This is a genomic window from Candidatus Accumulibacter contiguus, from assembly GCF_036625285.1.
GTDB lineage: Bacteria > Pseudomonadota > Gammaproteobacteria > Burkholderiales > Rhodocyclaceae > Accumulibacter > Accumulibacter contiguus.
Map to the genome: position 1 here is coordinate 1422356 of NZ_JAZKUC010000001.1, position 26482 is coordinate 1448837.

Below are 26482 nucleotides of genomic sequence, written 5' to 3' on the forward strand. Positions count from 1 at the left end.
CATCGCCTTGTTGGCCAGCACGCTGTCGGGCACCGGATGAACGGGGAATCTAATCCGGCACGGCCAGCGCCCGTGCCTGTGCCCGGCAACGCTCGTGGATATCGGGGTCGAGTGCCTGCAGCCAGCGCGCCGGCAGGGCTTCGCGGCCGTAGAGCGCGCCGGCCAGCATGCCGGCGATGGCGCCGGTGGTGTCGGCATCGCCACCGCGATTGACTACGTCGACCAGGCAATGCTCGAAGCCGTCGAGCTCGACCAGCGCCTGCAGCACGGCCTGCACCGTCTCGACGATCCAGCCGCTGGGGTTTTCGCGCCGAGGCCGCTCGTCGAAGGCGAATTCCGGATGCTGCTGCACCAGCGGCGAGATGCGCTGGCGGAAAACCTGACCCAGCGATGCGCCCGTGATGAAATCCTGCACCGTCAGCACGAGGAATTCGCAGGCGGCGTCGGACAGCGCATTGTGGTGGGTGACGCGGGCCTGGGCGCGGCAGGCGGCGCGAACCTGGGCCTCGGATCGGCCGAGGGTGACCAGCGCCACCGGCAGCACGCGCATCGCGGCGCCGTTGCCTGCGTCATGATCGGAATACTCCGCCACGGGATTACCGCTGTTGCGAAAGCGGATCAGGTTGCGGCGCACGGTGTTGCCGATGTCGATCGGCTTGCTACGCATCCAGGCGTCGAAGGCCTCGGCGCAGGCGAGCGGGACGACGTTGCCGCCTTTGGCCAGGATCGCCTCGCCAAGCGCCAGTGACATGCCGGTATCGTCGGTGATCTGGCCGGGTTTGAGCCTGAGCCAGCCGCCGCCGACGATCTCCCGATGCACGCCATAGTGATGGACGATTTCACGCGGCGTCATGAACTCGACCGTGGCGCCGAGCGCATCGCCGAGCGCGAGACCGAGGTAGGCGGCCTCGGCGTGTGCCAGAACCGTCCCGGGGGGCCGCGCGGACGCTGGCGCGGCAGTCACCGGCTCGGATACTCGACCAGAATGTCCTCGTCGCGCACGATGTACTGGCAAGCGAGACGCCATTCCGTCGGTGGCAGGTCATCGACGTACATCTGCTCGATCTGTGCCTGCCTGATCTTGCCCATGTCCTTGAGCACCGCAACCTCGCGTACGTTCAGAGGACCACCCATGTGCCCGTATTTGTTGTGGCTGCTCTTGTCGACGCTGCTGACCCTGACCAGGCAGGTGCCACACTCGCCATCGCCACAGGAAAAGTCGATCGGGACATGGTTCTCCTTGGCGAGCTTGAGAATCGTCTGGGTGTGGCTGCCGGCGACGGCGTAAATGGTCTTGTCCTTGTGCATCGGACTGGAAAAGGTGATATTGGGCATGCTGGACTCCTTGTAGATGGGAGGGTTGGTGAAAAAACTCAGGCAGGCTGGACGACAATGTTGCCGCCGAGGATCTGCGCCTGACACGCCAGACGGTGACGGCGTGGCGCGAGGTTGTCCTTGAGCACCTGGTCTTCGAGCACGGAAGGTGCGGCCAGGTGTTCATGACCGGAAACGATCCGCGTCAGGCAGGTGCAACATTCGCCTTCGCGACAACCGTAGGTGATGCCGGCACCGACTTTTTCCGATACCTCGATCAGGCGGGTGCCCGCGGGTACGGTAACGGTGACGCCGATATCCTGAAAAGTGACGCTGGCTTTGGGCATGGGGTTTCTCCGGTAAGTGAAATCAGACGAGGTTGGCCATATCGATGGTACGTGGCACGGCGCGACCCAGCAGGTGTAGCGCGACCTGGCGGCCGAGATCGTGGCAGGCGCTGAATTCGTCGGCGGTCGGCGTCAGGCGCGCCTTGACGCCGAGCACCGGCACGCGCAGCTTGAGGCGGCGCAGACGGTCCTCGATCATCGGCACCGCCTCGCCGCTCCAGCCATAGGAGCCAAAGGCGGCGCCGAGCTTGCCCTTGACATCGACCATGGTCAGCGAAGAGAGCAGGTCCCAGACCGGCTTGACGGCGTCGCCGTTGATCGTCGGGCTGCCGAAGACCAGCGCATCCGCTTCCTCGATCAGGTCAACGAAAGGCTGGGCGTGGCCGCCCTCGAGGTCGTAGAGTGAGACGCGCACTTCGCCGGCAGCGGTCGATGCCGATTCGGCGCCGGCCGCAACGGCCTCGGCCATGCGCCGCGTCGCACCGTAGGCGGAGATGTAGAAAACCAGCAGGGTCTTGGTACTCGCGCCGTGCAGGCCGGGCGCCGAGAGCGCGCGATAGCGCGCCACGTAGTCGCGCGGGTCGTTGCGCAGGATTGGGCCGTGTCCCGGTGCGATGACCTTGATCGGCAGCGGTTCGATCAGGTCGAGCGCATCGCGCACATGTGCGCGGAAAGGCCGCATGATGTGCGCGTAGTAGTACTCGAAGGAGAAACGGAAATCGCCGACCGCGTCATTGAACAAACGCGTGTCGCAGTAGTGGCAACCGAGGAAGTCGGCCGAAAACAGGATGCCTTCCGCCGCCAGCCAGGTGCACTGCGTGTCCGGCCAGTGCAGGTAGGGCGTGTTGAAAAATTCCAGCCGCCGGTCGCCGAGACCGGTACTGTCGCCGGTGCCGACCGAGACGATGCGGTCGGCAAATTCGCCCGGATCGAAAAGCCCCTTCAGCATCAGGCGCGCCTGCGGCGAGACATGCAGCTTGGCGCCGGGCGCTCGCCGCAGCAACTCCGGCAGGGCGCCGGAGTGATCGGGTTCGAGGTGGTTGAGGACGATGGTGGTGATTTCGTCGTATTCGGCAACCGACTCGAGACGACGGAAGAAGGTCTCCGAAAAACCGAGCTTGACCGTATCGATGACGGCGACGCCCTCGCTGCCGCGTACGGCATAGGCATTGTAGCTGGTGCCGTTGGCAGTGCGCAGGATGATGTCGAAGCTGCGCAGATCGGGGTCGAAAGCGCCGATCCAGTGCACGCCGGGGGCAACAGCCAGCGCGCTTTCAGGGTTTGCAGAGGCTCGCATGCGCTCTTTCATCGGCGAAGCGGCAGGGATATGCACCGCCGCCAGCCGATTGCACATAGAAAATGACCTCGGCCATGGCTCAGCGCGCCGCGATCTCGGCCTGCGCCGCGGCCCAGCGTTCGGGCGGAATGCCGGTCAGCGATCCGGGCGGGTTCAGCGCTTCGCCCAGTTCATCGATGATCGCTCCCTCGATCGGGCAAATGCTGGCGCACTGCGCTTCGGCAAAGTCGCCGACGCACTCGCTGCATTTGTCGGCGTCGATCAGAAAGTGAGGGGTGGCCGCATGGATGGCCTGGTTTGGACACAGCGGCTCGCAGGCCCAGCAATTGACGCAGCTTTCGATGATTTCGAGAGCCATGATCTCCTCCTCAGGCGCGCTTCGCGGCAGTCGACCCGGCGGTCAGCCTGCCGGCCACGAGCATCTCGTGCCACACGGCGATCACCGCCTCCTCGATCGGCTGCATGGCGTGCTCGCCGTTCGGCTGAATTCCGGCTGCTTCCAGTTCACCCCAGGGTTCATAACCGATGCGCGAGCAGAGCACGACTTCGCAGTCCTCGAGCGCCTGGATGGTTCTCGCGAGCACCAAATCGGCATCGCCGCAGTTCTCATCACCTGCACAGTAGGACTCGGCCTTGCGATGCCCGACCAGGCGAGCCCCGCTTGCCGACGCTTCATAGACCAGGAACTCCTTCGCGTGACCGAAGTGCACGGCGACCAGTCCGTTTTTTGCCGCGACCGCCATCAGTACGGGCCGACCTGCGGCTGGAGCGGGTTTCGCGGCGTGGGGCTGGAAGTGAATCACCTGCGGGGTCACTTGCGGCGCGGCCGGCGCGTGTGCCTGGGCACGCTTTTCGGCCAGATCCGCCGCGATCTGCGCGCGCAACTCGGCGCGCACGACCATCGCTGCTTCGTAATCGATGTCCATGGCCTCGATCTTGTCGAGCGTGAACTCGGCGCCGCGATCCTCACCGAGCAGTCCGACCGCATCGGCGCGGCACTGGCGGCAGTGGCGCATCATGTTCATGTCGCCTTCGCAGGCATCCTGCAGCGCCTTGAGTTCGGCCGGCTTCGGGCTACGCTGTCCCATCACGCCATAGAAGGTGCCATGCTCGGCCTCGGCAATCAGCGGCATGACGTTATGCAGGAAAGCGCCTTTCGCCTTGACGATCTTCGACACTTCCGGCAGGTGATGATCATTGACGCCGGGGATCAGCACCGAGTTCACCTTGGCCAGAATGCCCCGCGCGGTGAGCATCTCGAGTCCCTGCTGCTGTTGCTTGATGAGGATCGCGGCGGCCTCGCGGCCGAAAACGCGCCGGTTCTTCCAGAATATCCACGGATAGATGCGGGCGCCGACCTCCGGGTCCACGCAGTTGATGGTGATCGTGACGTGGTCGATGTCATACCTCGCCAGTTCCTCGACGTACTCGGGCAACACCAGGCCGTTGGTGGACACGCAGAGCTTGATGTCCGGCGCTTGCAGCGCCAACTGGCGAAAAGTCTCGAAGGTCCGCTGCGGATTGGCCAGCGGATCGCCCGGGCCGGCGATGCCGAGCACGCTCATCTGCGGAATCGTCGCCGCCACGGCCAGCGTCTTGCGCACCGCCTGGTCGGGCATCAGCAGTTCGGAAACCACGCCGGGGCGCGACTCGTTGGCGCAGTCGTACTTGCGATTGCAGTAGTGACACTGGATGTTGCAGGCCGGCGCCACCGCGACGTGCATGCGCGCGAAATAGTGATGCGCTTCTTCCGAATAGCAGGGATGATCCTGCACCCTGGCGCGGATGTCGTCCGACAGGCCATCCATCTGGCTGGCCGTCGAGCCGCAACTGCCGGCGCTGCAGCCAGCGGCTACGGGCGGCGAGGATTCAATGACAGGCAGATCCATGGCGAGCTTCCCTTACGTTCCGTCGAAGTTGGCGACAGCAAAGATCCAGCAATCGGCATGCCATGTTTGTCGAAACCATTAACAGGCTGAAAAATAAGGGGTTCTATCTTCCTGCCGGAATGTCGCAAACGCGACAATGGCGGATTGGCGACCAGCCGCAGCGGGCTGGTTTCCGGCCGACGCGAGGAGGGATCAGGAAGACGGCCAAATGATCGGCAACGACGACCTCTGCATAGACCCTCTCAGCGGCCCGCTTACGGAATCATGCGCGGCGGAACCGGTGGAAAGCCTGAAGCCATGGAGATTCGCATGTCCCATTACGCCTACATAACGCGCTGCCGTCTTCTGCTCGTCACCGCCGCTGCCAGCGGACTCTCGCTCGCGGAGGACAACCTCGCGGCCGGTCGTGGCCGCTTGCCAGACGCACGGCAACGGACCAGAATGGCCAATTACTTGGCGACGCTTTGAGCCGGAAGGAAGCTCCGCTCCTGCCAGCCCTTGCGTATCCCGTTCGCGCCAACAGTTGCCGAGAAGGGTGGCGGCTAGCCAGGCTAGCTTTTTCAGATTGTCGGCGAATGGCGGCGTCGCTTACGCTTTGCGATTGTGTATCGCGCCAAGCAGCATGCCGATCGCCGCGCAGGCCAGGGTGATCGCCAGAACCGGCTCGCCGCTAGCCTGTTCGGGACCGACGATCGAAGACCAGACGGCGGCTGCCAGGCCACCCGCCAGCAAGCCGAAAACGCCGCCAATGAAAGCGCCACGCTTGATCGCTCCACGCCGACCGTCTTCGCCGCAGCAATGCGGGCAGTACGGCGAGCCGGCAGGCAGCAGTTGTTCGCAACTGCGGCAGAGAATCATCGCCGCGCCAACCTCTGCTGGCGGCTGCTCGGGCGCGTTGACGGGGCTTTCCTCGGGCCGCATCAGATCCTCCGCGCCAGTTTGGCGGCCATACCCGTGTAGCCCCATGGCGTCAGTTCGAGCAGAGCGGCCTTCGCCGCTTCCGGAATCGCGAGTGACTCGACAAAGCGCTGCATGTCCTCGCGCGAAACCCGCTTGCCACGAGTCAGTTCCTTGAGCTTCTCGTAGGGATTGACAACGCCATGACGACGCATCACCGTCTGCACCGGTTCGGCCAGCAGTTCCCAGTTGGCATCGAGGTCGGCATGCAGGCAAGCCGGATCGGCCTCGAGCTTGTTCAAGCCACGCAACAGCGAGTCGTAGGCGAGCAGCGTATGGCCTAGAGCAACGCCCATATTGCGCAGCACCGTCGAATCGGTCAGATCGCGCTGCCAGCGCGAGACCGGCAATTTCTCGGCAAGGTGGCGCAAGACGGCATTGGCCAGACCGAGGTTGCCTTCGGAATTCTCGAAGTCGATCGGATTGACCTTGTGCGGCATCGTCGAAGAACCGATCTCGCCGGCCTTGAGCTTCTGCTTGAAGAAGCCCAGCGAGATGTAGCCCCAGACATCCCGGTTCAGGTCGATGAGGATCAGGTTGGCGCGCGCAAAAGCATCGAACAACTCCGCCAGCGTGTCGTGTGGCTCGATCTGAATCGTGTAGGGATTGAATTCCAGGCCCAGCGATTCGACGAAGGTTCTGGCAAAGTTCTCCCAGTCAAAGTCCGGGTAAGCCGCAAGATGGGCGTTATAGTTGCCGACCGCGCCATTGATCTTGCCGAGCAACTGCACCCCGGCGATGGCCGACCGGGAACGACCAAGGCGATAGGCAGCATTTGCCATTTCCTTGCCGAGCGTCGTCGGCGTTGCCGGCTGGCCATGCGTACGCGACATCATCGGCAAATCGGCCAACTCGTGTGCGAGTTCCCTGAGCCGGGCGATCGCCCGGTCAAGCGTCGGCAGCATCGTTTCGTCACGCGCCGCTTGCAGCATCAGGGCGTGCGCAAGATTGTTGATATCCTCGGAGGTACACGCGAAGTGAATGAACTCGGCGACGCGCATGACTTCGGTGTTGTTCGCCAGACGTTTCCGGATCCAGTACTCCAGCGCCTTCACGTCATGATTGGTTACTGCCTCGATCTCTTTCACCTCGGCAGCCTGCTGCGGACCGAAATCGGCCAGCAATGCAGCCAGCTCAGCGAGCGTTCTCTGCGAGAAAGCAGGAATCTCGGCAAAATGCGGCTCGGCGGCAAGCGCCTTGAGCCATTCCAGTTCGACCTGCAAGCGGCGCCGGATCAGCCCGTATTCGGAAAACTGCGGGCGCAGCGCATCGAGCCTGCCAGCGTAGCGACCGTCCAGCGGGGAAAGGGAAGTCAGGGAAAATAGGGACATGCAGTTTATCCTCAAGGCGTGCGCCGGGTAGCCCGCTATTCTACCTGTCTGTGAGATATGCCAGTAAACGGGATACAAGCACGAGGGTGCGAACGAAAGTGTTGGACGGGGAGTCTCGGTTTTAAGCCGCTCTGCGTAGAGGCTCCGCCCAGCGCTTTTCCCAATAGGTTTCCCACAGCTGGTTATGTCGCATGACACGCAGGTTGATCATGGCTTGAGCCATGTCCGCACGCCACCAAGCCCCTGGGCGCTTGAGGCGGGCCTGCACGAGGTAGCGATGAGAACTCTCGACCTCGCCAGAGCCGACGGGCAGATTCAGCGCAAGTGCGCGGGGGTAGTCCAACTGGTCGAGTCGGTTGGAGAAATAGCGCCAGGCGACGCGCACCGGAGCCTGCGGGTCATCGACCGATGCAGGTTCGAGGTGCAGTTTCATCTCTGCAACCACCTCGCGGGCCTGTCCCAGCAGGAATCGCGCCTTCTGGGAGGCCACCCAATCCTGGGCAGAATCCGGCGCGCAGACCTTGCTGGCTGGGGTCAGATATTCGCAGACGTGGAACAAGTCGACCAGGAAGGTCCCCTGAGTACCGAACAGTTCCTCGATTTGGCTGCTTATCCAAGCCGCCCCGTCGCCAACACAGTGAACCTGGGTCTTGGGGCCAAATCCCAGCGCATCGACCAGCCGCTTCAGGATGGCCCCCGCTTCCCGGGGACCCTCCATCGTCACGCCGGCCTTGGGAACGGCCTCGCCCTGCCGCTGTGCGATACAGACCTTCGCTTCTCGCCAGTGCGTGCGCTTCCCCTTGCGGGCGTCCGCAGCGCCCTCCACGGTCTCGACAAGGGGCACCATTCCGCCGTCCGTCTCCACAATCAGCCTCTTCGCGGTGTTCGATGGGCCCGCCACCGGCAGGCAATCTGCCTCCGTTAATTCACAGGCCACCCGTTCGGTGAGCGTCCGGGGCGCACTGACCGCCAAGTCAACACCGTAGTGCTCCTTGATTTTTGCCGCAACCTGTCCAAAGGGAAGGTCGGCGCCCAAGTCCGTCACGGCGCGCTCCAGTGGCAGAGAATGGCTCCGGCAACGGACACCGGCAGCTTCTGAAAAAGGACGAAGCAGCCGGTTTGTTTCTTTGTGGAGAAAGCATTCCTCCTCCACCATGACCGAGCCGTATGTCGTATACCAGAGAACTTTTTTTTCGCGTGTACCACGACCGGCTCAGCGGCCCGCACCTCGGCTGTCACCGCCTCAGCAACCTGCTCGGCCCATCCCGTCAGAATCTCCTGGCCCGTCCCGCGGAGAATTTCTATCACGCGGCGCTCGGCTTCATCGGCCCGACGCAGATCCCCTTCGGCGTTCTCCACCAACTCCAGCATCTCTAGCACTTTCGCCAGTATCTTTGGATTAGCCTCCAAACGGGCCACCAAGTCTCTGGAATCGCAAGGTTCGATGTGGGAAATCTTAGGCATGGCTTCTCTCCGTGGATGGGTTCCCTACTCTATCGCAACTCTCCGCTAATTTCCTTACGTTTGCTCACGTCGCTGACAATTATCAGAGCGGGACTCGCCCAACACTTTCGTTCGCACCCCAAGCACGATGCTATAATTCTGTGCAAACACTTATCATCAGGAAGCCAATGAAGCTTATCGGATCACTGACCAGTCCTTACGTCCGCAAAGCGCGCGTCGTGCTGGCCGAGAAGAAGATCGACTACGACTTCGAACTCGACTCTCCGTGGACACCGAACAACCAGGTGAACAACGTCAATCCGCTCGGCAAGATTCCGGTACTCGTCCTCGACGACAACACGGTCCTGTTCGATTCACGGGTGATTGTCGAGTACCTGGACAATGTTGCCCCGAACAACAAGTTGATGCCTGGGCAAAATCGCGAACGTACCGAAGTCAAGCGCTGGGAGGCCCTGGCTGACGGTGTGTGCGATGCGGCCGCACTGGTTTTTCTTGAGAAGAAGCGGCCTGGCGAGCAGCAGAGCGGCGACTGGATTGCACGCCAGGAAGACAAGATCGTCCGCAGCCTGGCATTCATGTCGGGCGAACTTGCCGACAACACCTGGTGCATGGGAACCCATTTCTCGCTCGCCGACGTGGCTATCGGCTGCGCGCTCGGCTACCTGGTATTTCGCTTTCCCGAAATCGACTGGCAGGAAAAGCACCCCAATCTCGCTCGCCTGTACGACAAATTGATGCGGCGGCGTGCTTTCCTGGACACCATCCCGCAAATCGGCTGATTCTCAACCGGGCTTGCTGCCCGGCGTGCTCCGTGGCGCAATCTGCCTGGTGTCCATTCCCTGCGCGCCAACTTCGACCTCATCACCCTTGCTGTCTTCCTGCAACAGCGACTCTTCCGATCTTTTGTTCAGAACGACGATGCTGATCCGGCGATTGATCGAACTGAGCGGATCGTTCTTGTCGAACAACACCGTGGACGCGAGTCCAACCACGCGCAGCACCTTGTGTTCATCCATGCCGCCGACAATCATCTCGCGCCGGGAAGCGTTCGCACGATTGGCCGAAAGCTCCCAGTTCGAGAAACCCTTGTCGCCACCGCCGAACTGCGCTGCATCGGTGTGCCCTGACAGACTCAGCTTGTTCGGTACGGCATTCAGCGCCTTGCCGATCTCGCGCAGAATCACCCGCGTATAGGGTTTCAGCTCGGCACTACTGGTATCGAACATCGGGCGATTCTGCTCATCGACGATCTGAATTCGCAAACCTTCACTGGTAATGTCGATCAGGAGCTGACTCTTGAACTGTTGGAGGGCCGGATTGCTCTCGATCAGTTTCTCGATGTTCTGCTTGAGATCACCGAGCATTGCCTTCTCGCGCTCTTCAAACTCCTTGCGCGCCAGTTCGGCATTGGTCTCCTTGAGGTTTATGGCCTTGCTCTTGGCTTCCGTGTCGCCACCCTTGACCTGCCCGGCGGTGCGCGACAAATCCTTGCCACCACCCTTCAGCACACTCGAACTGTCACCCGTCCCCGAACCGCCTGTCGAAGCGATCTTCAGCGGGTTCTGAAAATAATCGGCAATCCCTTTCAGATCACCGCTGGCAGTCGACCCCAGCAGCCACATCAACAGGAAAAAGGCCATCATCGCTGTCACGAAATCGGCATAGGCGATTTTCCACGCACCGCCGTGGTGACCCGCCGCGAACTTCTTGATACGCTTGATGACTATCGGTCGTACATCGTCGCTCATTCAGCTCCTCCGATCCGCTGCAACGGCATGGTTTACTTGCCCTTGCGGTTCTTGAGCTCTTCCTCGAGTTCGCTGAAAGTCGGGCGAACCCCGGCAACCAGCGTCTTGCGCCCGAACTCGACGGCCACTTGCGGCGCATAACCGGACATCGAAGCCAGCAGGACGACCTTGATCACCTGATAAATCTTCGCACCGTCCTGTGCCTTTTGCTCAAGCAGGTTGGCCACTGGCGAAACGAAGCCATAGGCAATGAGAATGCCGAGGAAGGTGCCAACCAGCGCTCCGCCGATCATCTTGCCGAGCACTGCCGGTGGCTCACCCACCGAACCCATGACGTTGACCACGCCCATCACCGCCACGACGATACCAAAAGCCGGCACGGCGTCAGCAACTTTGGATACCACATGCCCCGGTGTCTCGGCCTCGTGATGGTGTGTCTCGATTTCGATATCCATCAGATTTTCGATCTCGATGGCATTGAGGTTGCCGCCCACCATCATCCGCAAGTAATCGGTGATGAATTCCATCACGTGATGGTCACTGGCAAGCGCGGGATACTTGCCGAATATCGGACTGTTCTGCGGGTTTTCGACATCGCTTTCGATCGACATCAGGCCTTCCTTGCGCACCTTGGCAAGCACCTCGAAGAGCATTGCCAGCAGGTCGACGTAGAGCACCTTGGTAAACTTCGAACCCTTGAAGATCCCCGGCAAGGCGCCCACCGTCGTCTTGATGGTCTTGATGTCGTTGGATGCGACAAAGCCACCGATCGTCAAACCAACGATCGCTACATATTCAAGCGGTACCCACAGGGCAGCCAGGCTGCCGTGAACCGAATAGGTTCCCAGTGCTGCCGCCAGAATGATCACATACCCAACAATCAGAAACATCCGCCACCCCTTGTCATTGCGCGTTCCGCAAACGTCGCTGCTCCAAGCTCATCATTGTCCCGCATTCTAGCCAGATTGCGAACCACAGACGGTAGCCAATTTCCAGCTCACCGCCTCCGCAGTACAACTTGCGTCCCGCGCGCAACAATTCCACGCAAGTGTCGCCGCCCACTCTCGGGCGGTGCCGCCGGCGGAGACTTCCTTCTCGACACGAATCATATAAACTTGCCGAATGATCAAACAACGGCCGAGGGGATTCCAATGAAATTCTGCAGCGAGTGCGGCCAAACGGTCAGCCTGCTGATTCCTGAGGGCGATAACCTGCCGCGTCACGTTTGCCAGCACTGCGGGACGATTCATTACCTCAACCCCAAGCTTGTCGTCGGCTGCATTGCCGAATGGCAGGATCAAATCCTGCTCTGCAGGCGCTCGATTGCTCCTCGCCATGGCTTATGGACCCTGCCTGCCGGGTTCATGGAAAACGGTGAGACAACGACCCAGGCGGCAATCCGTGAAACGCTCGAGGAAGCCTGTGCTCGGGTCGACATCAGGCAACTCTTTTCGCTGGTCAATGTGCCGCATATCAACCAGGTGCACCTGTTCTACCGTGCCCGACTGCTCGATACCCGCTTCTCCGCCGGCCTGGAAACCCTCGAAACAGCGCTGTTCTCGGAAGATGCCGTACCCTGGCCGGATCTCGCCTTCCAGAGCGTCACACTATGCCTGAAAGCCTATTTCTCCGATCGCAGGACTGGTCGCTTTGTGTTCCACGAAGAAGCACTGCAGCCTCGGCAGGGTTAATGCTCATCCGACAGGGTGAATTCAATCGGCAACAAAACACGGAAATCCCTGCCTCTCAGACTGTCCGGCAAAGTCGTTGCCGCTGCGGCCTGTTCAATCATCGACAGTGCCTGCTCATCCAGTAGAGCACGTCCACTGGATCGAATCAGAGAAAGTTGGGGGCTCGGCTGCCAGGCACTGACGTTCACCGCGACCTCGACGCGCCCTTCCCAGCCACGCTCCCGCGCTACCAGCGGATATCGCTTGAAGCGACGTGCGGCGATCGCCAGAGCGACACGATACTGGCGCAAATCGTCGGCGCTGGCCCCTTCACGCAGCACGGTCGACGCACCGCTGGGCACGGGTACGGGTACTGGTGCCACCTCCGACTCTGACGGCGACAAGCGCTCAGTATTGGCATTCGCCGGGGACGCCAGCGCTGCCGTCCCGACATCGCGGACAGCCAACTCCGAACGGACACGCCGCCCGGAAATCGGCATTGGCGCAGTTTTCAGGCGCGCCGGCGCATGCGTGCTTGCAGGCACCGGTACGGCAGCACCGGCCGGCAGCACCCGATTCGGAACCTTGATCACCGCCAGCAGTGGCTTCGTAGACACCACAAGGCGTAGCGGCAATACCTGGACCATCATGGTCAGCAAGCCCGCGTGCACTAGCGTTGACACCGCCAGGGCAAGCCATAGGCGAGAGTGGGCGGACGCGAGCATCGACATGCTCTGGCCCCCCCACTTCAATATGAAAGTCGCGTCAGCGACTCATGAACCACCCCTCCCCACTCGCGGGGGAGGGGTTGGGGGAGAGGGAAACGGTCATGGCTTTCATGATCGGGGATGCCTGCAACAGCCATGACCGTTAATGTGAAAGTCGCGTCAGCGACTCACGAATCTCCCCTCCACACTTGTGGGGGAGGGGTCGGGGGAGAGGGAAACGGTCATGACTTTCATGATCGGGGGTGCCTGAAGAAGTCATGACCGTTAGTCAGAATTCCCCTTCGACGCAGCTGTTGCGATGGCAGACGCCGGCAGACGCAGCACCGACTGTTTCCCGGTCACCCAATCGCCCACCAGCCGCCACGCCTGCCCTTCGTCTTCGAGCGTAATGTGCCAACGGCCAGAAAACGGCTTCACTGCTCCGGCATAGACAGTACCCCCCTCGGAACGCAGGAGCACCTGCTGATCGAAACCCTGGCGCGTCGGGTGGGTAATGCGCAGGTTCAGTGTTTCCGGCAGGAGAACCCCCTCCTTGCCGCGCAGCAGGGCACGAATCCGATCACCGTCGCGCCCATGAGCAACTCGGCCTCGATTCCCAGCTCGGCAGCCCGCTGATCGCGCGCCGTACGCTGATTGACCGTCAGGCCCTGCTTGTAGTAGTCGTCTTCGACCAGACCATCACTGCTGACGACTGCCAGATAGGCGGTGACAAAACCCGCGACGATGACGCTCGCCGGGCCCAGCATCAGCAGCCACGGCCACGGCTCACGATACCACGCTGCTGGGGTTCATGGCCTCGCATTTTGCGTTCATGGCAGGAAGAAGCTCGTCTTTCTCGCGCACCGCGATCTTTTCGTGATTGTCGGCCCGGACTGTCGAAGAAGATCTGGTTCGAACCCTTCTTGCCCGCCCCCGGCTCGACCCGCGCCGACAGCGCAACCGTCGTCGATGAAGCCGACGGCAGTTCCACCTGCGTTCGCCGACAATATCGATACCGTCAATACCGCTGACGCTGATCGAATAGCGATGCGGAGCTTCGTCGGTATTCGAGATGTGCAGCCTGAACACGTTCTCGATGCGCCCGTCGTCGGCCTCGCGCGACAAGCGTCGAGCGGTCACGCAGGACATCAACCTTCAGGGGCACGCGGTGGGCAAGACTCCATGCTGCCGCCAGAATGATCGCCAGCAGGATGCTGGTGTACAGCAGTGTTCTGGCCGCAGCAGGTGGCCAAACATCTCGCTTGCCGTATAGTGCTTCGCCAAGGCATTCTCGGTCGAGTAGCGGATCAGGCCACGCGGCGAACCCACCTTGTCCATCACCTGGTCGCAGGCATCGATACAGGCCGCACAGGCAATGCATTCGAGCTGCAGGCCGTTGCGGATGTCGATGCCGGTCGGGCAGACCTGAACACAGATGCTGCAGTCCACGCAGTCGCCGAGCGGCTTCGCTGTCGCTGCGGCGCCTTTTGCGCCCCCCCCGCGGCTCGCCTCGCTCGGGGTCATAGCTGATGATCAGGGTATCCGGGTCGAACATCACGCCCTGGAAGCGCGCATACGGACACATGTACTTGCAGACCTGCTCGCGCAGGAAACCCGCCATCAGGTAGAGGAAGGCCGGTGTAGAAAAATATCCAGAAAGCCTCCCAGGGCCCCAGTTCGAAAGAGGCGATTTCGCCGAGCAGTTCCTTGATCGGCGTGAAATAGCCGACGAAGGTGACTCCTGTCCACAGGGCAACAGCAGCCACAGCGAATGTTTGATGAACTTGAGGCGAAACTTGCGCGCAGATTCATCGGCTGCGCGTCGAGCTTCATTCGCGCCGGGCGTTCGCCCTCGATCTTGCGCTCGATCCACATCAGAATTTCGGTATAGACCGTCTGCGGACAGGCATAACCGCAGAATAGACGACCGCCCACGGCAGTCACCAGGAACAGCCCGTAAGCGGAAATCACCAGCAGTACGGCCAGGTAGATCACATCCTGCGGCCAGAAGACCATGCCAAAGATGTAGAACTTGCGTTCGGTGATGTGGAAGAGCACCGCCTGCCGGCCACCCCATTCGAGCCAGCACAGACCATAGAACAAGGCCTGGGTGACGAAGACCATCGCCCAACGCCAGCTGTTGAAGATCCCCGTGACGCTGCGGGCGTAAACGGTGCTTGTGTTTCTCGTACAAACCATCGACGTTGATGGGAATTGCCTTGGCCTTGCTGCCGGCCGCCTGGTCCATGATCTCAGCTCCGATCCATTTCAGAATTACACCAAACTCTAATATTACCTTGTTGGCGCGAGCGTGGCGTTGATATGAATCAGCCAGAGCATCAATCTGGACTGGCGAGGCGAGAACACCGATGGGCACGCGTGCGTCAATCGGCCACCCTGGCACGCCGGTGGTAAACAAAAACGGAGCGGCCAAAAGCCGCTCCGTCGATCCCGCTTGACTACTTGCTGCCCGCACTCAGGCTCAACACGTAGGCGGCAAGAACGTGCACCTTTTCTTCGCCGAGGAACTCCTTCCAGGCCGGCATCTGGTTGGTGCGGCCCTTGGTGATGGTCTCGATGATCGTCGCTTCGGAACTGCCATAGAGCCAGATCTTGTCGGTCAGGTTCGGAGCCCCCATGGCATGCATGCCCTTGCGTCCGGACCGTGACAGCCCGAACAGCCAACGCTGTTGAAAGCCTCCTGTCCCTTGGCGACGCGTAGCGAATCAGCCGGCAAACCGGACAGAGAACGCACATAATTGGCAAGATCCTTGATCGTTTCGGCTCCGAGCTGGGCGTGCGGCGGCATCATCCCCATCCGACCGGCGCTGATCGTCTCGACGATCACCGCCGGCTCACCACCCCACTGCCAATCATTGTCGGCAAGATTCGGGAAGCCCTTCGAGCCACGTGCGTCAGCGCCATGGCACTGCATGCAGTAGGTCAGATACAAGCGCTTGCCGGTCTCGTTGCCTTCCTTGTCGGCCGCCAGCGCCCGCAAGTCCATTTTCATGTACTTGTCGTAGAGCGGTCTGGTCTGCTCGTCGGCCTTGGCCACTTCCTTCGCCAGCTGTCCACTCGACGACCAGCCAAGCATGCCCTGGTAGCTGCCCAGCGTCGGATAGAGCGCGCAGTAGACCAGCGAAAAAATCACCGTAATGTAGAACAGCCACATCCACCACTTCGGCAGCGGGTTGTTGTATTCCTCAAGGGTCTCGTCCCAGACATGGCCGGTGGTATCGAGCTTGCCGCCGGGGCGGCACACTTTGCATCCACAGCAGCACGCCGCAGGCAATGATGCTGACCAGCACGAGAAGAATGACGTACCAGTTCCAAAACTGATTCACAAAATCGTTCATGATGCTTTCCTTTGTCCGTTGCGATCCAGGCCCAATTCGGCCAGATCCGCCTCTTCATCGGTGAACGGCAGCATTGCCGCTTCTTCAAAGCGCTTCTTGTTGCCCTTCACGCCGTAGGCCCACCAGACTATCCCGAGGAAGGTCAGCAGGGAAACGACGGTCACGATGGCTCGCAGATCGTTGATGTCCATGCGCTTACTTGACGTTCTTCATTTCGAGGCCCATCCCCTGCAGATAGGCGATGAGTGCGTCCAGTTCGCTCTTGCCTTCAAGCTGCTTTCTGGCTCCGGCGATCTCGTCATCGGTATAGGGAACACCAACCTTGCGCAGGGCGTGCATCTTGGCTTCGATGCTGTTCGCATCAGCAGGCGCCTTCTCGAGAAAAGCGAAAGCAGGCATGTTGGACTCGGGAACCAGGTCACGCGGATTGATCAGGTGCGCACGCTGCCATTCGTCCGAATAGCGACCACCGACCCGATGCAGGTCCGGACCGGTACGCTTCGAACCCCACTGGAACGGATGATCGTACACGAACTCACCGGCCACCGAATAATGCCCATAACGCTCGGTTTCCGCACGGAACGGTCGAATCATCTGCGAGTGACAAAGGAAACAGCCTTCTCGAATATAGACATCACGACCCGTCAGACGTACCGGATCGTAGGGCTTGAGTCCGGTCACCGGCTCGGTGGTGGACTTCTGGAAGTAAAGCGGCACGATTTCGACCAGGCCACCGATGCTGACCACCAGCAGGGTCAGCACTACCATCAACGTGACATTGCGTTCAATTGCATCATGCGTAAGTTTCATTTGATTCTCTCCTGTCAGGCGTGGTGGGCGGCAGGCACCAGAACGACGCGTGCATCATCGACGAGCGGCCGCCGGCGATCGTCTTGACCATGTTGTAGGCCATGATCAGCATGCCGAACAGGAAGAGAATCCCACCGAGGAAACGGATCGCCCAGAACGGATACGAGGCCTTGACCGATTCAACAAAGCTGTAGGTCAGCGTACCGTCGATATTGACCGCCCGCCACATCAGACCCTGCATCACACCGGCAATCCACATCGAGGCGATATAGAGAACGACGCCGATCGTCGCCACCCAGAAGTGCACGGTGATCAGCTTGACGCTGAACATTTCGGACTTGCCGATACAGACGCGGCAACAAATAGTAGATCGAACCGATCGAGATCATCGCCACCCAGCCCAGCGCACCCGAGTGCACGTGACCAATCGTCCAGTCGGTGTAGTGCGACAGCGCATTGACCGTCTTGATGGCCATCATCGGACCTTCAAAGGTCGACATGCCGTAGAACGACAGCGAGGTGATCAGGAACTTGAGGATCGGATCGTCACGCAGTTTGTGCCAGGCGCCCGAGAGGGTCATCACGCCGTTGATCATGCCTCCCCACGAAGGCGCCAGCAGAATCAGCGAGAACAGCATGCCCACCGACTGGGTCCAGTCCGGCAGCGCCGTGTAATGCAGGTGGTGCGGACCGGCCCACATGTAGGTAAAGATCAGCGCCCAGAAGTGCACCACCGACAGGCGATACGAATAGACCGGACGACCGGCCTGCTTGGGAACGAAGTAGTACATCATGCCCAGGAAGCCTGCCGTAAGGAAGAAGCCGACCGCGTTGTGGCCGTACCACCACTGCACCATCGCATCCTGCACGCCGGCGTAGGCCGAATAGGACTTGGTCAGCGAGACCGGGATGGCGGCGCTGTTGACGATGTGCAGCAGCGCAACGGCAAGAATGAAGCCACCGTAGAACCAGTTGGCCACATAGATATGGGTCACCTTGCGCTTGACGATGGTGCCGAAGAACACGATCGCGTAGGCGACCCAGACCAGCAGCGATCAGGATGTCGATCGGCCACTCCAGTTCGGCGTATTCCTTGCCCGAGGTGAAACCCAAGGGCAGGGTGATCGCGGCCAGGACGATGACCAGTTGCCAGCCCCAGAAGGTGAAGGCTGCCAGACCATCCGAGAAGATCCTCGTATGGCAGGTGCGTTGGACAACGTAGTAGGAGGTAGCGAACAAGGCGCTGCCACCAAAGGCGAAAATGACCGCATTGGTATGCAATGGACGCAGGCGACCGAAATGCAGATAGGGCCCAAAGTTGAGTTCGGGCCAGACCAGTTGGGCGGCAATGATCACCCCCACCAGCATTCCGACAATCCCCCAGATGACGGTCATCACGGCAAACTGCCGCACCACCTTGTAGTTGTATGTTGACTGAGTTTCCGACATGGACTCACCTCGTTTTTTAACTAGAAACCGGTTTTCACCGCCCTGAATGCCCTTATCTCGAGCATTGCTATGTAGATGCTATTCTAACCTTTTGGGCACCAATTTGACACAGATCAAGCGCCACAGCCTTCACCAGTAGAATTCTGCCGCACAAAAAAAGGGTGCGTTTCAACGCACCCGAACCCCAACAGAGAATCATCCCTACACCCCCTCAAGGCGAATGGCATCGGCACTCCCACCATCGACCGGCGAATTATCCCAAGCCGCGGGAGAATCCTGTTGACTTGCATCAAGAGTCACGCAGATCGACTGCCGAAGCTGGCCTTGAACTTTCCCGAGGGGGCGCGCCTGAGTCCCCATCGGCAAGCTTCTCCGATGCTTGCGATGACTGCGCTGACACGCTGTCGTCATCCATCAGAATGCGATAGGCTGGCCCTTCGAGGTCGTCGAACTGACCGTTACGCAGCGACCACCAAAAGGCGATGGCGATCAGGAAGACCAGCACCACGGAAATCGGAATCAGCAGGTACAGCGTTTCCGTCATCGATCAGCCCTTGCAGCCTTTCTGCAGCCGCAGCGAATTCGCGACTACCAGCAATGAACTCCCGGACATGCCGATGCCGGCCATCCACGGCGTGATGAAACCGCTCATCGCCAGCGGCAGGGCAAGCAGGTTGTAGGCAAAGGACCATGACAGATTCTGCCGAATCACGCGCAAAGCACGCGCGCCAGAACCACGCCTCGCCAGAGATGATCCAGGTTCTCGGAGAGCAACACCAGATCGGCCTGCGTGCGCGCCAATTGCGAACCGCCCCCCATGGCCACCGAGACCTGCGCCTGCGCCAGTACCGGAGCATCATTGACGCCGTCGCCAACCATCGCCACCACCGCCCCGCTGGCCTGCAAGCGGCGCACATAGTCGTGCTTGGCCTGCGGTGACGCGTCCGCCTGCACCTCGTCGATGCCCAGTGCCTGCGCAACCCGGCGGGCAGCCGGCGCAGCGTCACCGGTCAACAGCGCAACCTGCCGCCCGGCGGCGCGCAAGGCGGCGACCATCGCCGCCGCTTCCGGCCGCGGCTCATCGCCCAGACGAAACAGCGCGATCCAGCCCGACTCGTCGCCGAGCGCGATCACCGTATCGCCACTCGCAGGCAGGGACTGCGCACCTTCCGGCAAGGGCTTGCCGTGCAGCGCCAGGACATAGTCCGGGCGGCCCAGGCGCACCGACCGGCCAGCATGCTGCGCGCTCATGCCGGACCCTGGCTCGTTGATCAACCCGTCGACCGCCGGCAGCAGCTTGCCCGCACTAGCCTGCCGCAAGGCTGCCCCGATCGGATGCTCCGAAGCCTGTTCGAGAGCCGCCGCCAGCGCCAGACTGTCCAGCTGATCGAGTCTGCCGAGTGGCAGTATGTCAAGCACACGCATCTCGCCGGTGGTCAGCGTCCCGGTCTTGTCGAAGACGAAATGGCTGGCGCGCGCGAGGGTCTCGACGGCATGACTGTGCGTCACCAGCAGACCGGTCCTGGCCATCGCCCCGCTGGCCACCGTCAGTGCCACCGGAGTAGCCAGCGACAATGCACAGGGACAGGTGACGACCAGCACCGAAACCGTGATCCACAGCACCTGCCCTGGATCGATGAACCACCAGACCACCGCCACCGCCGTCGCCAGAAACAACAGGGTGATGATGAAGCCGACTGGCAATGCGGTCAGCGAGTTCAACGATGCGCGGCTTCTCGGTCGCCGCACGCTCCATCAGACGGACGATCGCCGACAGGCGCGTCGCCTCGCCGACCTGCGTCACCTCGACCAGCAGCGGGCTCTCGACGTTGACCGCCCCGCCGTCACGAACGCTCCCGGGCGCTTGCTGACCGGCGCACTCTCACCGGTGAGCAGCGCCTCATTGGCGCTACTCTCGCCTTCAATGACCTGGCCGTCCGCCGGAATCGTCTCGCCGGGTCTGACCAGAACGACATCGCCGCTCCGCAGATCGGCCGCCATCACCTGCTCGAGGTCGCGATTCGCCGGATACGCAGAGATTCGCTCCGCTACCGCCGGCATCAGCCTGGCCAGCGCCTCGGTGACACTGACCGCGCGCTGGCGGGCCGTCATTTCCAGGAATCTCCCGCTCAGTAGAAAGAAAACGAACATCGTCACCGAGTCGAAATAGACCTCGCCGCTGGCAGTCAGCGTCGCCCAGACGCTGGCCGCAAAGGCAGCGCCAATCCCCAGTGCCACCGGCACATCCATGCCCGCACGCCGGAGTCGGAGATCGCGCCAGGCATTGCGAAAGAAGGGTGCGGCCGAATAGCAGACCACCGGCACCGTCAGGACCAGGCTGGCCCAGCGCAACAATTGTTCGACCGCCGGGGTCATCTCGCCGGTACCTGCGAAATAACCGGCACGGCGTACATCATCACCTGCATCATGCCGAAACCGGCGACGAACACCCGCCACAGCGCGCTGCGCCGTTCCTGGCGCGCCAGTTCCTCGCTTTTCGCCGTGTCGTAGGGATAGGCACGATAGCCGATCGCAGCGATCGCCGCCAGAATGGCCGACAGCTTGATCCGCCGCTCGTCCCAGCGCACCCGCGCACGCCGCGTCGCGTAATTGATTTCGACCGCGGTCACCCCGGCAAGGCGGCGAAAGATGCTGCTCGTTCAGCCAGATGCAAGCCGAACAGGTGATCCCCTCGAGAATCAGCGAGGCCTCGCGCTCGCTACCGTCAGGAGCGTCGCCGAGGATCCGCACGAAGCCCTTCTGGAAATCGGCGTGATCATAGAGCTGCAGGCCCTCGACGATCGCCGGCAGAGCCTCGTGTGGCGCATTCGGCAAGGCATCGCGATGACGGTAGTAGTCGGCCAGCCCGTTGTCGACAATCGCCTGCGCCACCGCCTGACATCCACCACAGCACATGGCGCGCGGCTGCCCGTCGATGCTTACCGCAAGATCGACCGCAGTGGGTACGGGCTGGCCACAATGGTAGCAATTGCCGATTCATCGCTGCCACAGACGAGGAAAAGGAAAAGGCGAAGGGAAAAAGGGGAGGCGCCGGCTGGTGCCTCACGAAACTGGTTATAATCGCACGTTTTGTCCGTTCCCACTCGCGCCCGATGCTCGTCTATCGCGGTTTTTCACAGACAGCGCCCAGTGCCACCGTCCTGACCGTAGGCAACTTCGATGGCGTGCATCTTGGCCATCGCGCGCTGCTCGCCCGTCTGAAGACGGCTGCTGCGACGCCGGCCTGCCGGCGGCAGTGCTCACCTTCGAACCGCATCCGCGCGAATTCTTTGCGCCCGAATCGGCTCCGTCACGGCTGTCCACGCTGCGGGAAAAACTCGAACTGCTCGCCGACGACGGCGTCGATCTCGCGCATGTCTGCCACTTCAATGCCCGTTTCGCCGCTCTGAGCGCCGAAGAATTCATCGAACGTGTGCTGCTTGGCGCGCTGCGCGTCCGGCATCTGATCGTCGGCGACGATTTTCGCTTCGGCGCCAGGCGCGCCGGCGACTTTGCGCTGCTGCGCGCTGCCGGCGCCAGGCTCGGCTTTCAGGTCGAGGCCATGGACAGCGTCACCCTCGACGGCGAGCGCGCTTCGAGCTCGGCAGTTCGCGACGCGCTGCAGGCAGGGCGGCTCGAACACGCGGCGCGTCTGCTCGGCCGCCCCTACTCGATCGACGGACGCGTCGTGCACGGCGACAAGATCGGACGGCAACTCGGCTTCCACACCGCGAACATCCGCATCAAGCACGAGCGGCCACCGCTGCAGGGGGTCTTTGCGGTCGAGGTCAAGGGCTTGCCGGGCGGCCCGCACCAGGGCGCCGCCAACCTCGGCTACCGCCCGAGTGCCCATCAGGTGTACGGCCGCTGCTTGAAGTGCATCTGCTCGATTTCTGCGCCGACATCTATGGCGCCCATCTGAACGTCCGCTTCCTGCACAAGTTGCGGGACGAAATGAAATTCCCTGACTATGACGCCCTCAAGGCGCAGATCGCCAGCGACGTTGCCGCCGTGAAACAGTACTTCCAGTTGTGAGAACCGCCATGGCCGACTACAAGAAAACCCTCAATCTCACCGACACGCCATTTCCGATGCGTGGCGACCTTGCCCGCCGCGAACCGCAGTGGGTTGCCGCCTGGCACAGACAAAGGCTCTACGAGCGGATCCGCGAGGCGTCGCGGGGACGCCCGCGCTTCGTTCTGCACGATGGCCCGCCCTACGCCAACGGCGACATTCACATTGGCCACGCAGTCAACAAGATCCTCAAGGACATCATCGTCCGCGCCAGGACGCTGGCCGGTTTCGACGCGCCCTATGTGCCGGGCTGGGACTGCCACGGCCTGCCGATCGAGCACCAGATCGAAAAACTGCACGGCAAGCATGTCCCGGCCGACCGCGTACGCGAGTTGTGCCGTGCCTTTCGCCGGCGAACAGATCGAGCGCCAGAAGAAGGACTTCATCCGCCTTGGCATTCTCGGCGAATGGGACAAGCCCTATCTGACGATGAACTTCAAGACCGAGGCCGACGAAATCCGTGCGCTCGGCCAGATTCTCGAAAAGGGCTACCTTTACCAGGGTCTCAAGCCGGTCAACTGGTGTCTCGATTGCGGTTCCGCTCTGGCCGAAGCCGAGGTCGAATACGAAGACAAGACTTCGGCGGCGATCGACGTCGCCTTCGAAGTACACCCGAATCATTCCGACAAGGTGGCCAGGGCTTTCGGTCTGACGCACCTGCGCGGGCCGGCCTTCGCGGTGATCTGGACGACGACGCCGTGGACGCTGCCGGCCAACGAGGCCGTCTGCGCGCACCCGGAATTCGACTACCAGTTGATCGACACCCCGAAGGGTGCGCTGATCCTCGTGCGTGAACTCGCCGAAGCCTGCCTGCAGCGGTATGCGCTGACCGGCACGGTGATCGGTGCAGCGAAGGGCGTCGCGCTCGAGCAGGTGCTGCTCAAACACCCGTTCCAGCCGCGCGACGTGGCAATCATCTGCGGCCGGCATGTCACCGTCGAGGCCGGCACCGGCCTGGTACACACCGCACCGGCGCACGGCACCGACGACTACCTGATCGGCAAGGTCTACGGTCTGCCGGTCAACAATCCGGTCGGCGACGACGGCCGCTTCGTTGCCGGCACGCCGGCGCTGGCCGTCGGCGAACTGGCCGGCAGGACGGTCTGGGAAGCCAACCCGCTGGTACTGCAGGAACTCGCCGCCAACGGCCATCTGCTCCAGTCCGAGAAAATCCAGCACAGCTACCCGCACTGCTGGCGCCACAAGACACCGATCATTTTCCGTGCCACGACGCAGTGGTTCATCGGCATGGAGCACCGCCCCAACTCGCCCGGCGCCACCTCGCACCGCCCGGCGACGAGCAGCCGACACTGCGCTGGTGCGCCGAGCGCGCGGTCGACGAAACGCAGTTCTTCCCGACCTGGGGTCGCGCGCGCCTCGAAGCGATGATGCGTACGCGCCCCGACTGGTGCGTCTCGCGGCAGCGCAACTGGGGGGTTCCCTGCCCTTCTTCCTGCATCGCGAGACGGCGGCGCTGCATCCGCGCACCGGCGAACTCATCGAAGCCGTCGCGCAACGCGTCGAGAAAGCCGGCATCGAAGCCTGGTTCGCGCTCGACGCCAGCGAACTGCTCGGCGCCGAAGCCAGCGAGTATCGCAAGATGAGCGACACCCTCGACGTCTGGTTCGACTCCGGGTCGACGCACTCGAGCGTCCTGCGCGGCTCGCATCGCAGCCAACTGGCCTATCCGGCCGATCTCTACCTGGAAGGCTCGGATCAGCATCGCGGCTGGTTCCAGAGTTCGCTGCTGATCGGCTGCGCAATGGACGGCCGCGCGCCATACAAGGCCTTGCTGACGCACGGCTTCGTCGTCGACGGCAAGGGCCTGAAGATGTCGAAATCCAAAGGCAATGTGATCGCACCACAGAAGATCGCCGATACCCTCGGCGCCGAGATCCTGCGCCTGTGGGTCGCGGCCACCGACTACTCGGGCGAACTGTCGATCTCCGACGAGATTCTCAAGCGCGTCGTCGAAGCCTACCGCCGCATTCGCAACACGCTGCGCTTTCTGCTCGCCAACACCTCGGATTTCGACGCCAGCCGCGACGGACTACCGATTGAGGAATGGCTGGAGATCGACCGCTACGCGCTGGCCATGACCAGGCAAATGCAGGCGCAATGCGAGGCCGACTACGAACGCTTCGAGTTCCACCGCGTCGTGCAGTCGCTGCAGACCTTCTGTTCCGAAGATCTCGGCGGCTTCTACCTCGACATCCTCAAGGACCGCCTGTACACCACGGCCGCCGCTTCCCCGGCACGCCGCTCGGCGCAGAGCGCGCTGTGGCACATCCTGCAGAGCCTGACCAAGCTGATGGCGCCGATTCTCTGCTTCACCGCCGAAGAAATCTGGCAACTGCAGACCGGCGACCGCGAACAGTCGGTGATGCTGCACACCTGGCAGCCGCTGCCGGCGCCGGCGTCTGAAGGCGAACTGCTCGAAAAATGGCAGCAAGATCCGCAGCTTATCGCGCCGAAGTCATGCGCGCCCTCGAAGAACTGCGCATCGCCGGCAGCATCGGTTCACCGCTGCAGGCCGAGGTGAGCCTCTACTGCGACGGCGAGAAGTACGAGATTCTCTCTTCGCTGGGCGACGACCTGCGCTTTGTCCTGATCTGCTCGCAGACCTGGGTCATTCGCGACGCCAACGACCGGCTGCTCTGCGCGCCGCTGACCCATGCCAAATGCGAGCGCTGCTGGCACCTGCGCCCGGATGTCGGAGTTCACCCCGATCACCCCGGCCTCTGCGGTCGCTGCATCGAAAACCTGTATGGCGAGGGCGAAACCCGTGCCTTCGCGTAACATCGACCGCTGGCTGTGGCTGGCCGGCATCATCGTCGGCCTCGACCAGATCAGCAAGTGGCTGGTCCTCGCCTGGCTGCAACCTGGCGACTCGATCTACGTCGCTCCTTTCTTCAACTGGGTACTGACCTTCAACCCCGGCGCGGCCTTCAGCTTCCTTTCCGACGCCGGCGGTTGGCAGCGCTGGTTTTTCACGGTCCTGGCGCTGTCCATCTCGGCCTGGATCGTCAGCATCCTGCCGCGCCACAGTGCGAGTTCCGACTCTCGCTGGCCCTCACCCTGATCCTCGGCGGCGCGCTGGGCAACGTCATCGACCGCCTGCGCTTCGGCGCCGTGATCGACTTCATTCAATGGCACGCTGCGGGTTTCTACTGGCCAGCCTTCAACATCGCCGACTCGGCCATCTGCATCGGCGCGCTGCTGATGGCCTGGGACCAGTTTGCCAGCAAACCGAACGGTCCTTTTCCAGGCACCCCCGATGATGAAAGTCATGACCGCCCGACCCTTCCCACGGCCCCGCTGCATCGCGGGCCGGAGCAACCGCGGAGCAGTGCTCCGCGAAACCCCGCCGGCCCCCGCGAGGGGGGAGGGGAAACTCATGAGTCGCTGACGCGACTTTCACAGGAACATCGACCCCATGCAGACCAGCCACCAGGAGCCGCCTTGATCGACACGCCGAACGCCGACCCACCGCCTGCCCGTCGCCACAGTGAGGTCCGACAGCTTCCTGACGCTGCACTACCGCCCTCTGCCGATGACGGCAGCGATTACGTCAGCACTTTCGACCTTTCGCCGGCGACCCTCCAGATGGGCAGTGGCCAGCTTGCCGAATCGCTCGAAAACTGCCTGCTCGGGCTCGCCGCCGGCGAGCGCCACGTCTTCCAGCTCGCCGGCCTGGACGCCTTTGGACCCCACAACCCGCGCCTCGTCGAACGCATCGCCCGCAGCGCGCTGCCCCCGGGAATCGAACTCCGGGTCAACTCGCTGATCGAGTTCAGCTCGCCCGACGGTGCGGCCAGCTTTGCCGGCTTCCTGCGCGAGCTGACCGACAGCAGCGCGCTCTTCGATTTCAACCATCCGCTCGCCGGCAAATCGATCCGCTTCGAAGTCGAAGTCATCGCCATCATGTGAGGCCCCGCATGCAGGTCATTCTCGCCAATCCGCGTGGCTTCTGCGCTGGTGTCGAGCGCGCCATCGCCATCGTCGAACGTGCCATCGAAATCCTCGGCGCACCGATCTACGTCCGCCATGAAGTGGTGCATAACCA

The 26482-nt window shown here is 62.0% G+C and carries 28 protein-coding genes and 11 pseudogenes; 11 read left to right on the forward strand and 28 right to left on the reverse strand.

Annotated elements, in window-relative coordinates; all coding sequences use genetic code 11:
• Positions 1-49: 49 nt before the first annotated feature.
• The 6 genes from draG to nifB form a co-directional block, all read right to left on the reverse strand.
• Entirely contained in the window at positions 50-964 is a 915-nt protein-coding gene (gene draG / locus V5B59_RS06915) for an ADP-ribosyl-[dinitrogen reductase] hydrolase (RefSeq protein WP_308240178.1), read from the reverse strand.
• Positions 961-1335, reverse strand: coding sequence for a 2Fe-2S iron-sulfur cluster-binding protein (locus tag V5B59_RS06920; protein ID WP_034916411.1), 375 nt, complete (start codon positions 1333-1335; stop codon positions 961-963). Before V5B59_RS06920 ends, draG begins: the two co-directional genes overlap by 4 nt.
• Before the next feature lie 38 nt (positions 1336-1373).
• The gene (locus tag V5B59_RS06925) at positions 1374-1661 is read right to left on the reverse strand and encodes a 2Fe-2S iron-sulfur cluster-binding protein (protein ID WP_034916413.1); all 288 of its coding nucleotides are present in this window, start codon (positions 1659-1661) and stop codon (positions 1374-1376) included.
• 22 nt (positions 1662-1683) lie between these two features.
• The gene (locus V5B59_RS06930; protein WP_034916420.1) at positions 1684-2958 is read right to left on the reverse strand and encodes an FprA family A-type flavoprotein; all 1275 of its coding nucleotides are present in this window, start codon (positions 2956-2958) and stop codon (positions 1684-1686) included.
• 79 nt (positions 2959-3037) lie between these two features.
• Complete coding sequence (locus tag V5B59_RS06935; RefSeq protein WP_034916415.1) at positions 3038-3316, reverse strand: 4Fe-4S binding protein; 279 nt, start codon at positions 3314-3316, stop codon at positions 3038-3040.
• Positions 3317-3326: 10 nt separating this feature from the next.
• A complete protein-coding gene (gene nifB, locus V5B59_RS06940; protein WP_169071525.1) occupies positions 3327-4847 on the reverse strand; it encodes a nitrogenase cofactor biosynthesis protein NifB in 1521 nt (506 codons plus the stop codon).
• Positions 4848-5156: 309 nt separating this feature from the next.
• Between nifB and V5B59_RS06945 the strand changes: the two genes are divergently transcribed.
• Positions 5157-5315 (forward strand): hypothetical protein, encoded by a 159-nt coding sequence (locus tag V5B59_RS06945; RefSeq protein ID WP_169071524.1) that lies wholly within the window; start codon positions 5157-5159, stop codon positions 5313-5315.
• Positions 5316-5435: 120 nt separating this feature from the next.
• On the opposite strand, the gene V5B59_RS06950 is transcribed toward V5B59_RS06945, so the two are convergent.
• From V5B59_RS06950 to V5B59_RS06965, 4 genes are all read right to left on the reverse strand, one after another.
• A complete protein-coding gene (locus V5B59_RS06950) occupies positions 5436-5768 on the reverse strand; it encodes a hypothetical protein (protein ID WP_169071523.1) in 333 nt (110 codons plus the stop codon).
• A complete protein-coding gene (gene purB, locus V5B59_RS06955) occupies positions 5768-7135 on the reverse strand; it encodes an adenylosuccinate lyase (protein ID WP_169071522.1) in 1368 nt (455 codons plus the stop codon). Before purB ends, V5B59_RS06950 begins: the two co-directional genes overlap by 1 nt.
• Positions 7136-7256: 121 nt before the next feature.
• Positions 7257-8180, reverse strand: a complete 924-nt coding sequence (locus V5B59_RS06960) for a hypothetical protein (protein ID WP_332351391.1) — start codon at positions 8178-8180, stop codon at positions 7257-7259.
• Complete coding sequence (locus tag V5B59_RS06965; RefSeq protein ID WP_034931510.1) at positions 8177-8599, reverse strand: hypothetical protein; 423 nt, start codon at positions 8597-8599, stop codon at positions 8177-8179. Before V5B59_RS06965 ends, V5B59_RS06960 begins: the two co-directional genes overlap by 4 nt.
• Positions 8600-8766: 167 nt before the next feature.
• On the opposite strand from V5B59_RS06965, the gene V5B59_RS06970 reads away from it, so the two are divergent.
• Complete coding sequence (locus V5B59_RS06970; RefSeq protein WP_169071521.1) at positions 8767-9378, forward strand: glutathione S-transferase; 612 nt, start codon at positions 8767-8769, stop codon at positions 9376-9378.
• A gap of 3 nt (positions 9379-9381) precedes the next feature.
• Here the strand turns inward: V5B59_RS06970 and motB are convergent, their stop codons facing one another.
• Complete coding sequence (gene motB, locus V5B59_RS06975) at positions 9382-10347, reverse strand: flagellar motor protein MotB (RefSeq protein WP_169071520.1); 966 nt, start codon at positions 10345-10347, stop codon at positions 9382-9384.
• 32 nt (positions 10348-10379) lie between these two features.
• Positions 10380-11237, reverse strand: a complete 858-nt coding sequence (gene motA, locus V5B59_RS06980) for a flagellar motor stator protein MotA (protein ID WP_034908604.1) — start codon at positions 11235-11237, stop codon at positions 10380-10382.
• 261 nt (positions 11238-11498) lie between these two features.
• Here motA and V5B59_RS06985 point away from each other — a divergent pair, with 261 nt between their 5' ends.
• Positions 11499-12038, forward strand: a complete 540-nt coding sequence (locus V5B59_RS06985) for an NUDIX hydrolase (protein ID WP_034908602.1) — start codon at positions 11499-11501, stop codon at positions 12036-12038.
• Here the strand turns inward: V5B59_RS06985 and V5B59_RS06990 are convergent.
• The 16 genes and pseudogenes from V5B59_RS06990 to V5B59_RS26150 all read right to left on the reverse strand — a co-directional run.
• Positions 12035-12748: a TonB family protein gene (locus tag V5B59_RS06990; protein WP_332351716.1), complete on the reverse strand. Its 714-nt coding sequence runs from the start codon at positions 12746-12748 to the stop codon at positions 12035-12037. The two genes, V5B59_RS06985 and V5B59_RS06990, sit on opposite strands and share 4 nt — an antisense overlap.
• A 261-nt stretch (positions 12749-13009) precedes the next feature.
• The gene (locus V5B59_RS06995) at positions 13010-13300 is read right to left on the reverse strand and encodes a FixH family protein (protein ID WP_332352177.1); all 291 of its coding nucleotides are present in this window, start codon (positions 13298-13300) and stop codon (positions 13010-13012) included.
• Positions 13249-13491: a FixH family protein gene (locus V5B59_RS07000; protein WP_332351717.1), complete on the reverse strand. Its 243-nt coding sequence runs from the start codon at positions 13489-13491 to the stop codon at positions 13249-13251. The genes V5B59_RS06995 and V5B59_RS07000 overlap by 52 nt, the downstream gene beginning before the upstream one ends.
• Before the next feature lie 19 nt (positions 13492-13510).
• Positions 13511-13873 carry a FixG Ig-like domain-containing protein gene (locus V5B59_RS07005; protein WP_332351718.1) on the reverse strand — a complete coding sequence of 121 codons (363 nt, stop codon included), beginning with the start codon at positions 13871-13873 and terminating at the stop codon, positions 13511-13513.
• Positions 13874-13879: 6 nt separating this feature from the next.
• Positions 13880-14345, reverse strand: a pseudogene (locus tag V5B59_RS07010) (4Fe-4S dicluster domain-containing protein).
• Positions 14345-14848, reverse strand: coding sequence for a 4Fe-4S binding protein (locus V5B59_RS07015; RefSeq protein WP_332351719.1), 504 nt, complete (start codon positions 14846-14848; stop codon positions 14345-14347). The pseudogene V5B59_RS07010 and the gene V5B59_RS07015 overlap by 1 nt, the downstream one beginning before the upstream one ends.
• Positions 14849-15183: 335 nt before the next feature.
• A pseudogene (gene ccoP / locus V5B59_RS07020) lies at positions 15184-16083 on the reverse strand (cytochrome-c oxidase, cbb3-type subunit III).
• The gene (locus tag V5B59_RS07025; protein ID WP_169071517.1) at positions 16080-16274 is read right to left on the reverse strand and encodes a cbb3-type cytochrome oxidase subunit 3; all 195 of its coding nucleotides are present in this window, start codon (positions 16272-16274) and stop codon (positions 16080-16082) included. Before V5B59_RS07025 ends, ccoP begins: the two are co-directional and overlap by 4 nt.
• A 4-nt stretch (positions 16275-16278) precedes the next feature.
• Complete coding sequence (gene ccoO, locus V5B59_RS07030) at positions 16279-16893, reverse strand: cytochrome-c oxidase, cbb3-type subunit II (protein ID WP_288129147.1); 615 nt, start codon at positions 16891-16893, stop codon at positions 16279-16281.
• 14 nt (positions 16894-16907) lie between these two features.
• Positions 16908-18342, reverse strand: a pseudogene (ccoN, locus tag V5B59_RS07035) (cytochrome-c oxidase, cbb3-type subunit I).
• A gap of 289 nt (positions 18343-18631) precedes the next feature.
• Positions 18632-18886 carry a cbb3-type cytochrome oxidase assembly protein CcoS gene (ccoS, locus tag V5B59_RS07040; RefSeq protein ID WP_288129151.1) on the reverse strand — a complete coding sequence of 85 codons (255 nt, stop codon included), beginning with the start codon at positions 18884-18886 and terminating at the stop codon, positions 18632-18634.
• Positions 18887-18889: 3 nt separating this feature from the next.
• Entirely contained in the window at positions 18890-19054 is a 165-nt protein-coding gene (locus tag V5B59_RS26130) for a hypothetical protein (RefSeq protein WP_408612889.1), read from the reverse strand.
• On the reverse strand, positions 19051-20064 hold the full coding sequence (locus tag V5B59_RS26135; RefSeq protein WP_408612890.1) for a heavy metal translocating P-type ATPase: 1014 nt from the start codon (positions 20062-20064) through the stop codon (positions 19051-19053). Before V5B59_RS26135 ends, V5B59_RS26130 begins: the two co-directional genes overlap by 4 nt.
• 28 nt (positions 20065-20092) lie before the next feature.
• Positions 20093-20718: pseudogene (locus V5B59_RS26140) on the reverse strand (cation transporter); the annotation flags it as partial.
• Positions 20715-20972 carry a hypothetical protein gene (locus tag V5B59_RS26145; RefSeq protein WP_408612891.1) on the reverse strand — a complete coding sequence of 86 codons (258 nt, stop codon included), beginning with the start codon at positions 20970-20972 and terminating at the stop codon, positions 20715-20717. The pseudogene V5B59_RS26140 and the gene V5B59_RS26145, both read right to left, overlap by 4 nt.
• Positions 20973-21147: 175 nt before the next feature.
• Positions 21148-21339, reverse strand: a pseudogene (locus V5B59_RS26150) (heavy metal translocating P-type ATPase metal-binding domain-containing protein); the annotation flags it as partial.
• 116 nt (positions 21340-21455) lie between these two features.
• Between V5B59_RS26150 and V5B59_RS07050 the strand changes: the two are divergent.
• The 8 genes and pseudogenes from V5B59_RS07050 to ispH all read left to right on the forward strand — a co-directional run.
• Positions 21456-22377, forward strand: a pseudogene (locus V5B59_RS07050) (bifunctional riboflavin kinase/FAD synthetase).
• 56 nt (positions 22378-22433) lie between these two features.
• Positions 22434-23805, forward strand: a pseudogene (locus V5B59_RS07055) (class I tRNA ligase family protein).
• A pseudogene (locus tag V5B59_RS07060) lies at positions 23727-24358 on the forward strand (class I tRNA ligase family protein); the annotation flags it as partial. The pseudogenes V5B59_RS07055 and V5B59_RS07060, both read left to right, overlap by 79 nt.
• Before the next feature lie 12 nt (positions 24359-24370).
• Positions 24371-24958: a class I tRNA ligase family protein gene (locus V5B59_RS07065; protein WP_408612947.1), complete on the forward strand. Its 588-nt coding sequence runs from the start codon at positions 24371-24373 to the stop codon at positions 24956-24958.
• Entirely contained in the window at positions 24895-25215 is a 321-nt protein-coding gene (locus tag V5B59_RS07070; protein WP_332351720.1) for a zinc finger domain-containing protein, read from the forward strand. Before V5B59_RS07065 ends, V5B59_RS07070 begins: the two co-directional genes overlap by 64 nt.
• Positions 25184-25668 (forward strand): annotated as a pseudogene (gene lspA / locus V5B59_RS07075) (signal peptidase II); the annotation flags it as partial. The gene V5B59_RS07070 and the pseudogene lspA, both read left to right, overlap by 32 nt.
• 241 nt (positions 25669-25909) lie before the next feature.
• Positions 25910-26346 (forward strand): annotated as a pseudogene (locus V5B59_RS07080) (FKBP-type peptidyl-prolyl cis-trans isomerase).
• An 8-nt stretch (positions 26347-26354) separates the two neighbouring features.
• Positions 26355-26474, forward strand: a pseudogene (gene ispH, locus V5B59_RS26155) (4-hydroxy-3-methylbut-2-enyl diphosphate reductase); the annotation flags it as partial.
• Positions 26475-26482: the final 8 nt, after the last annotated feature.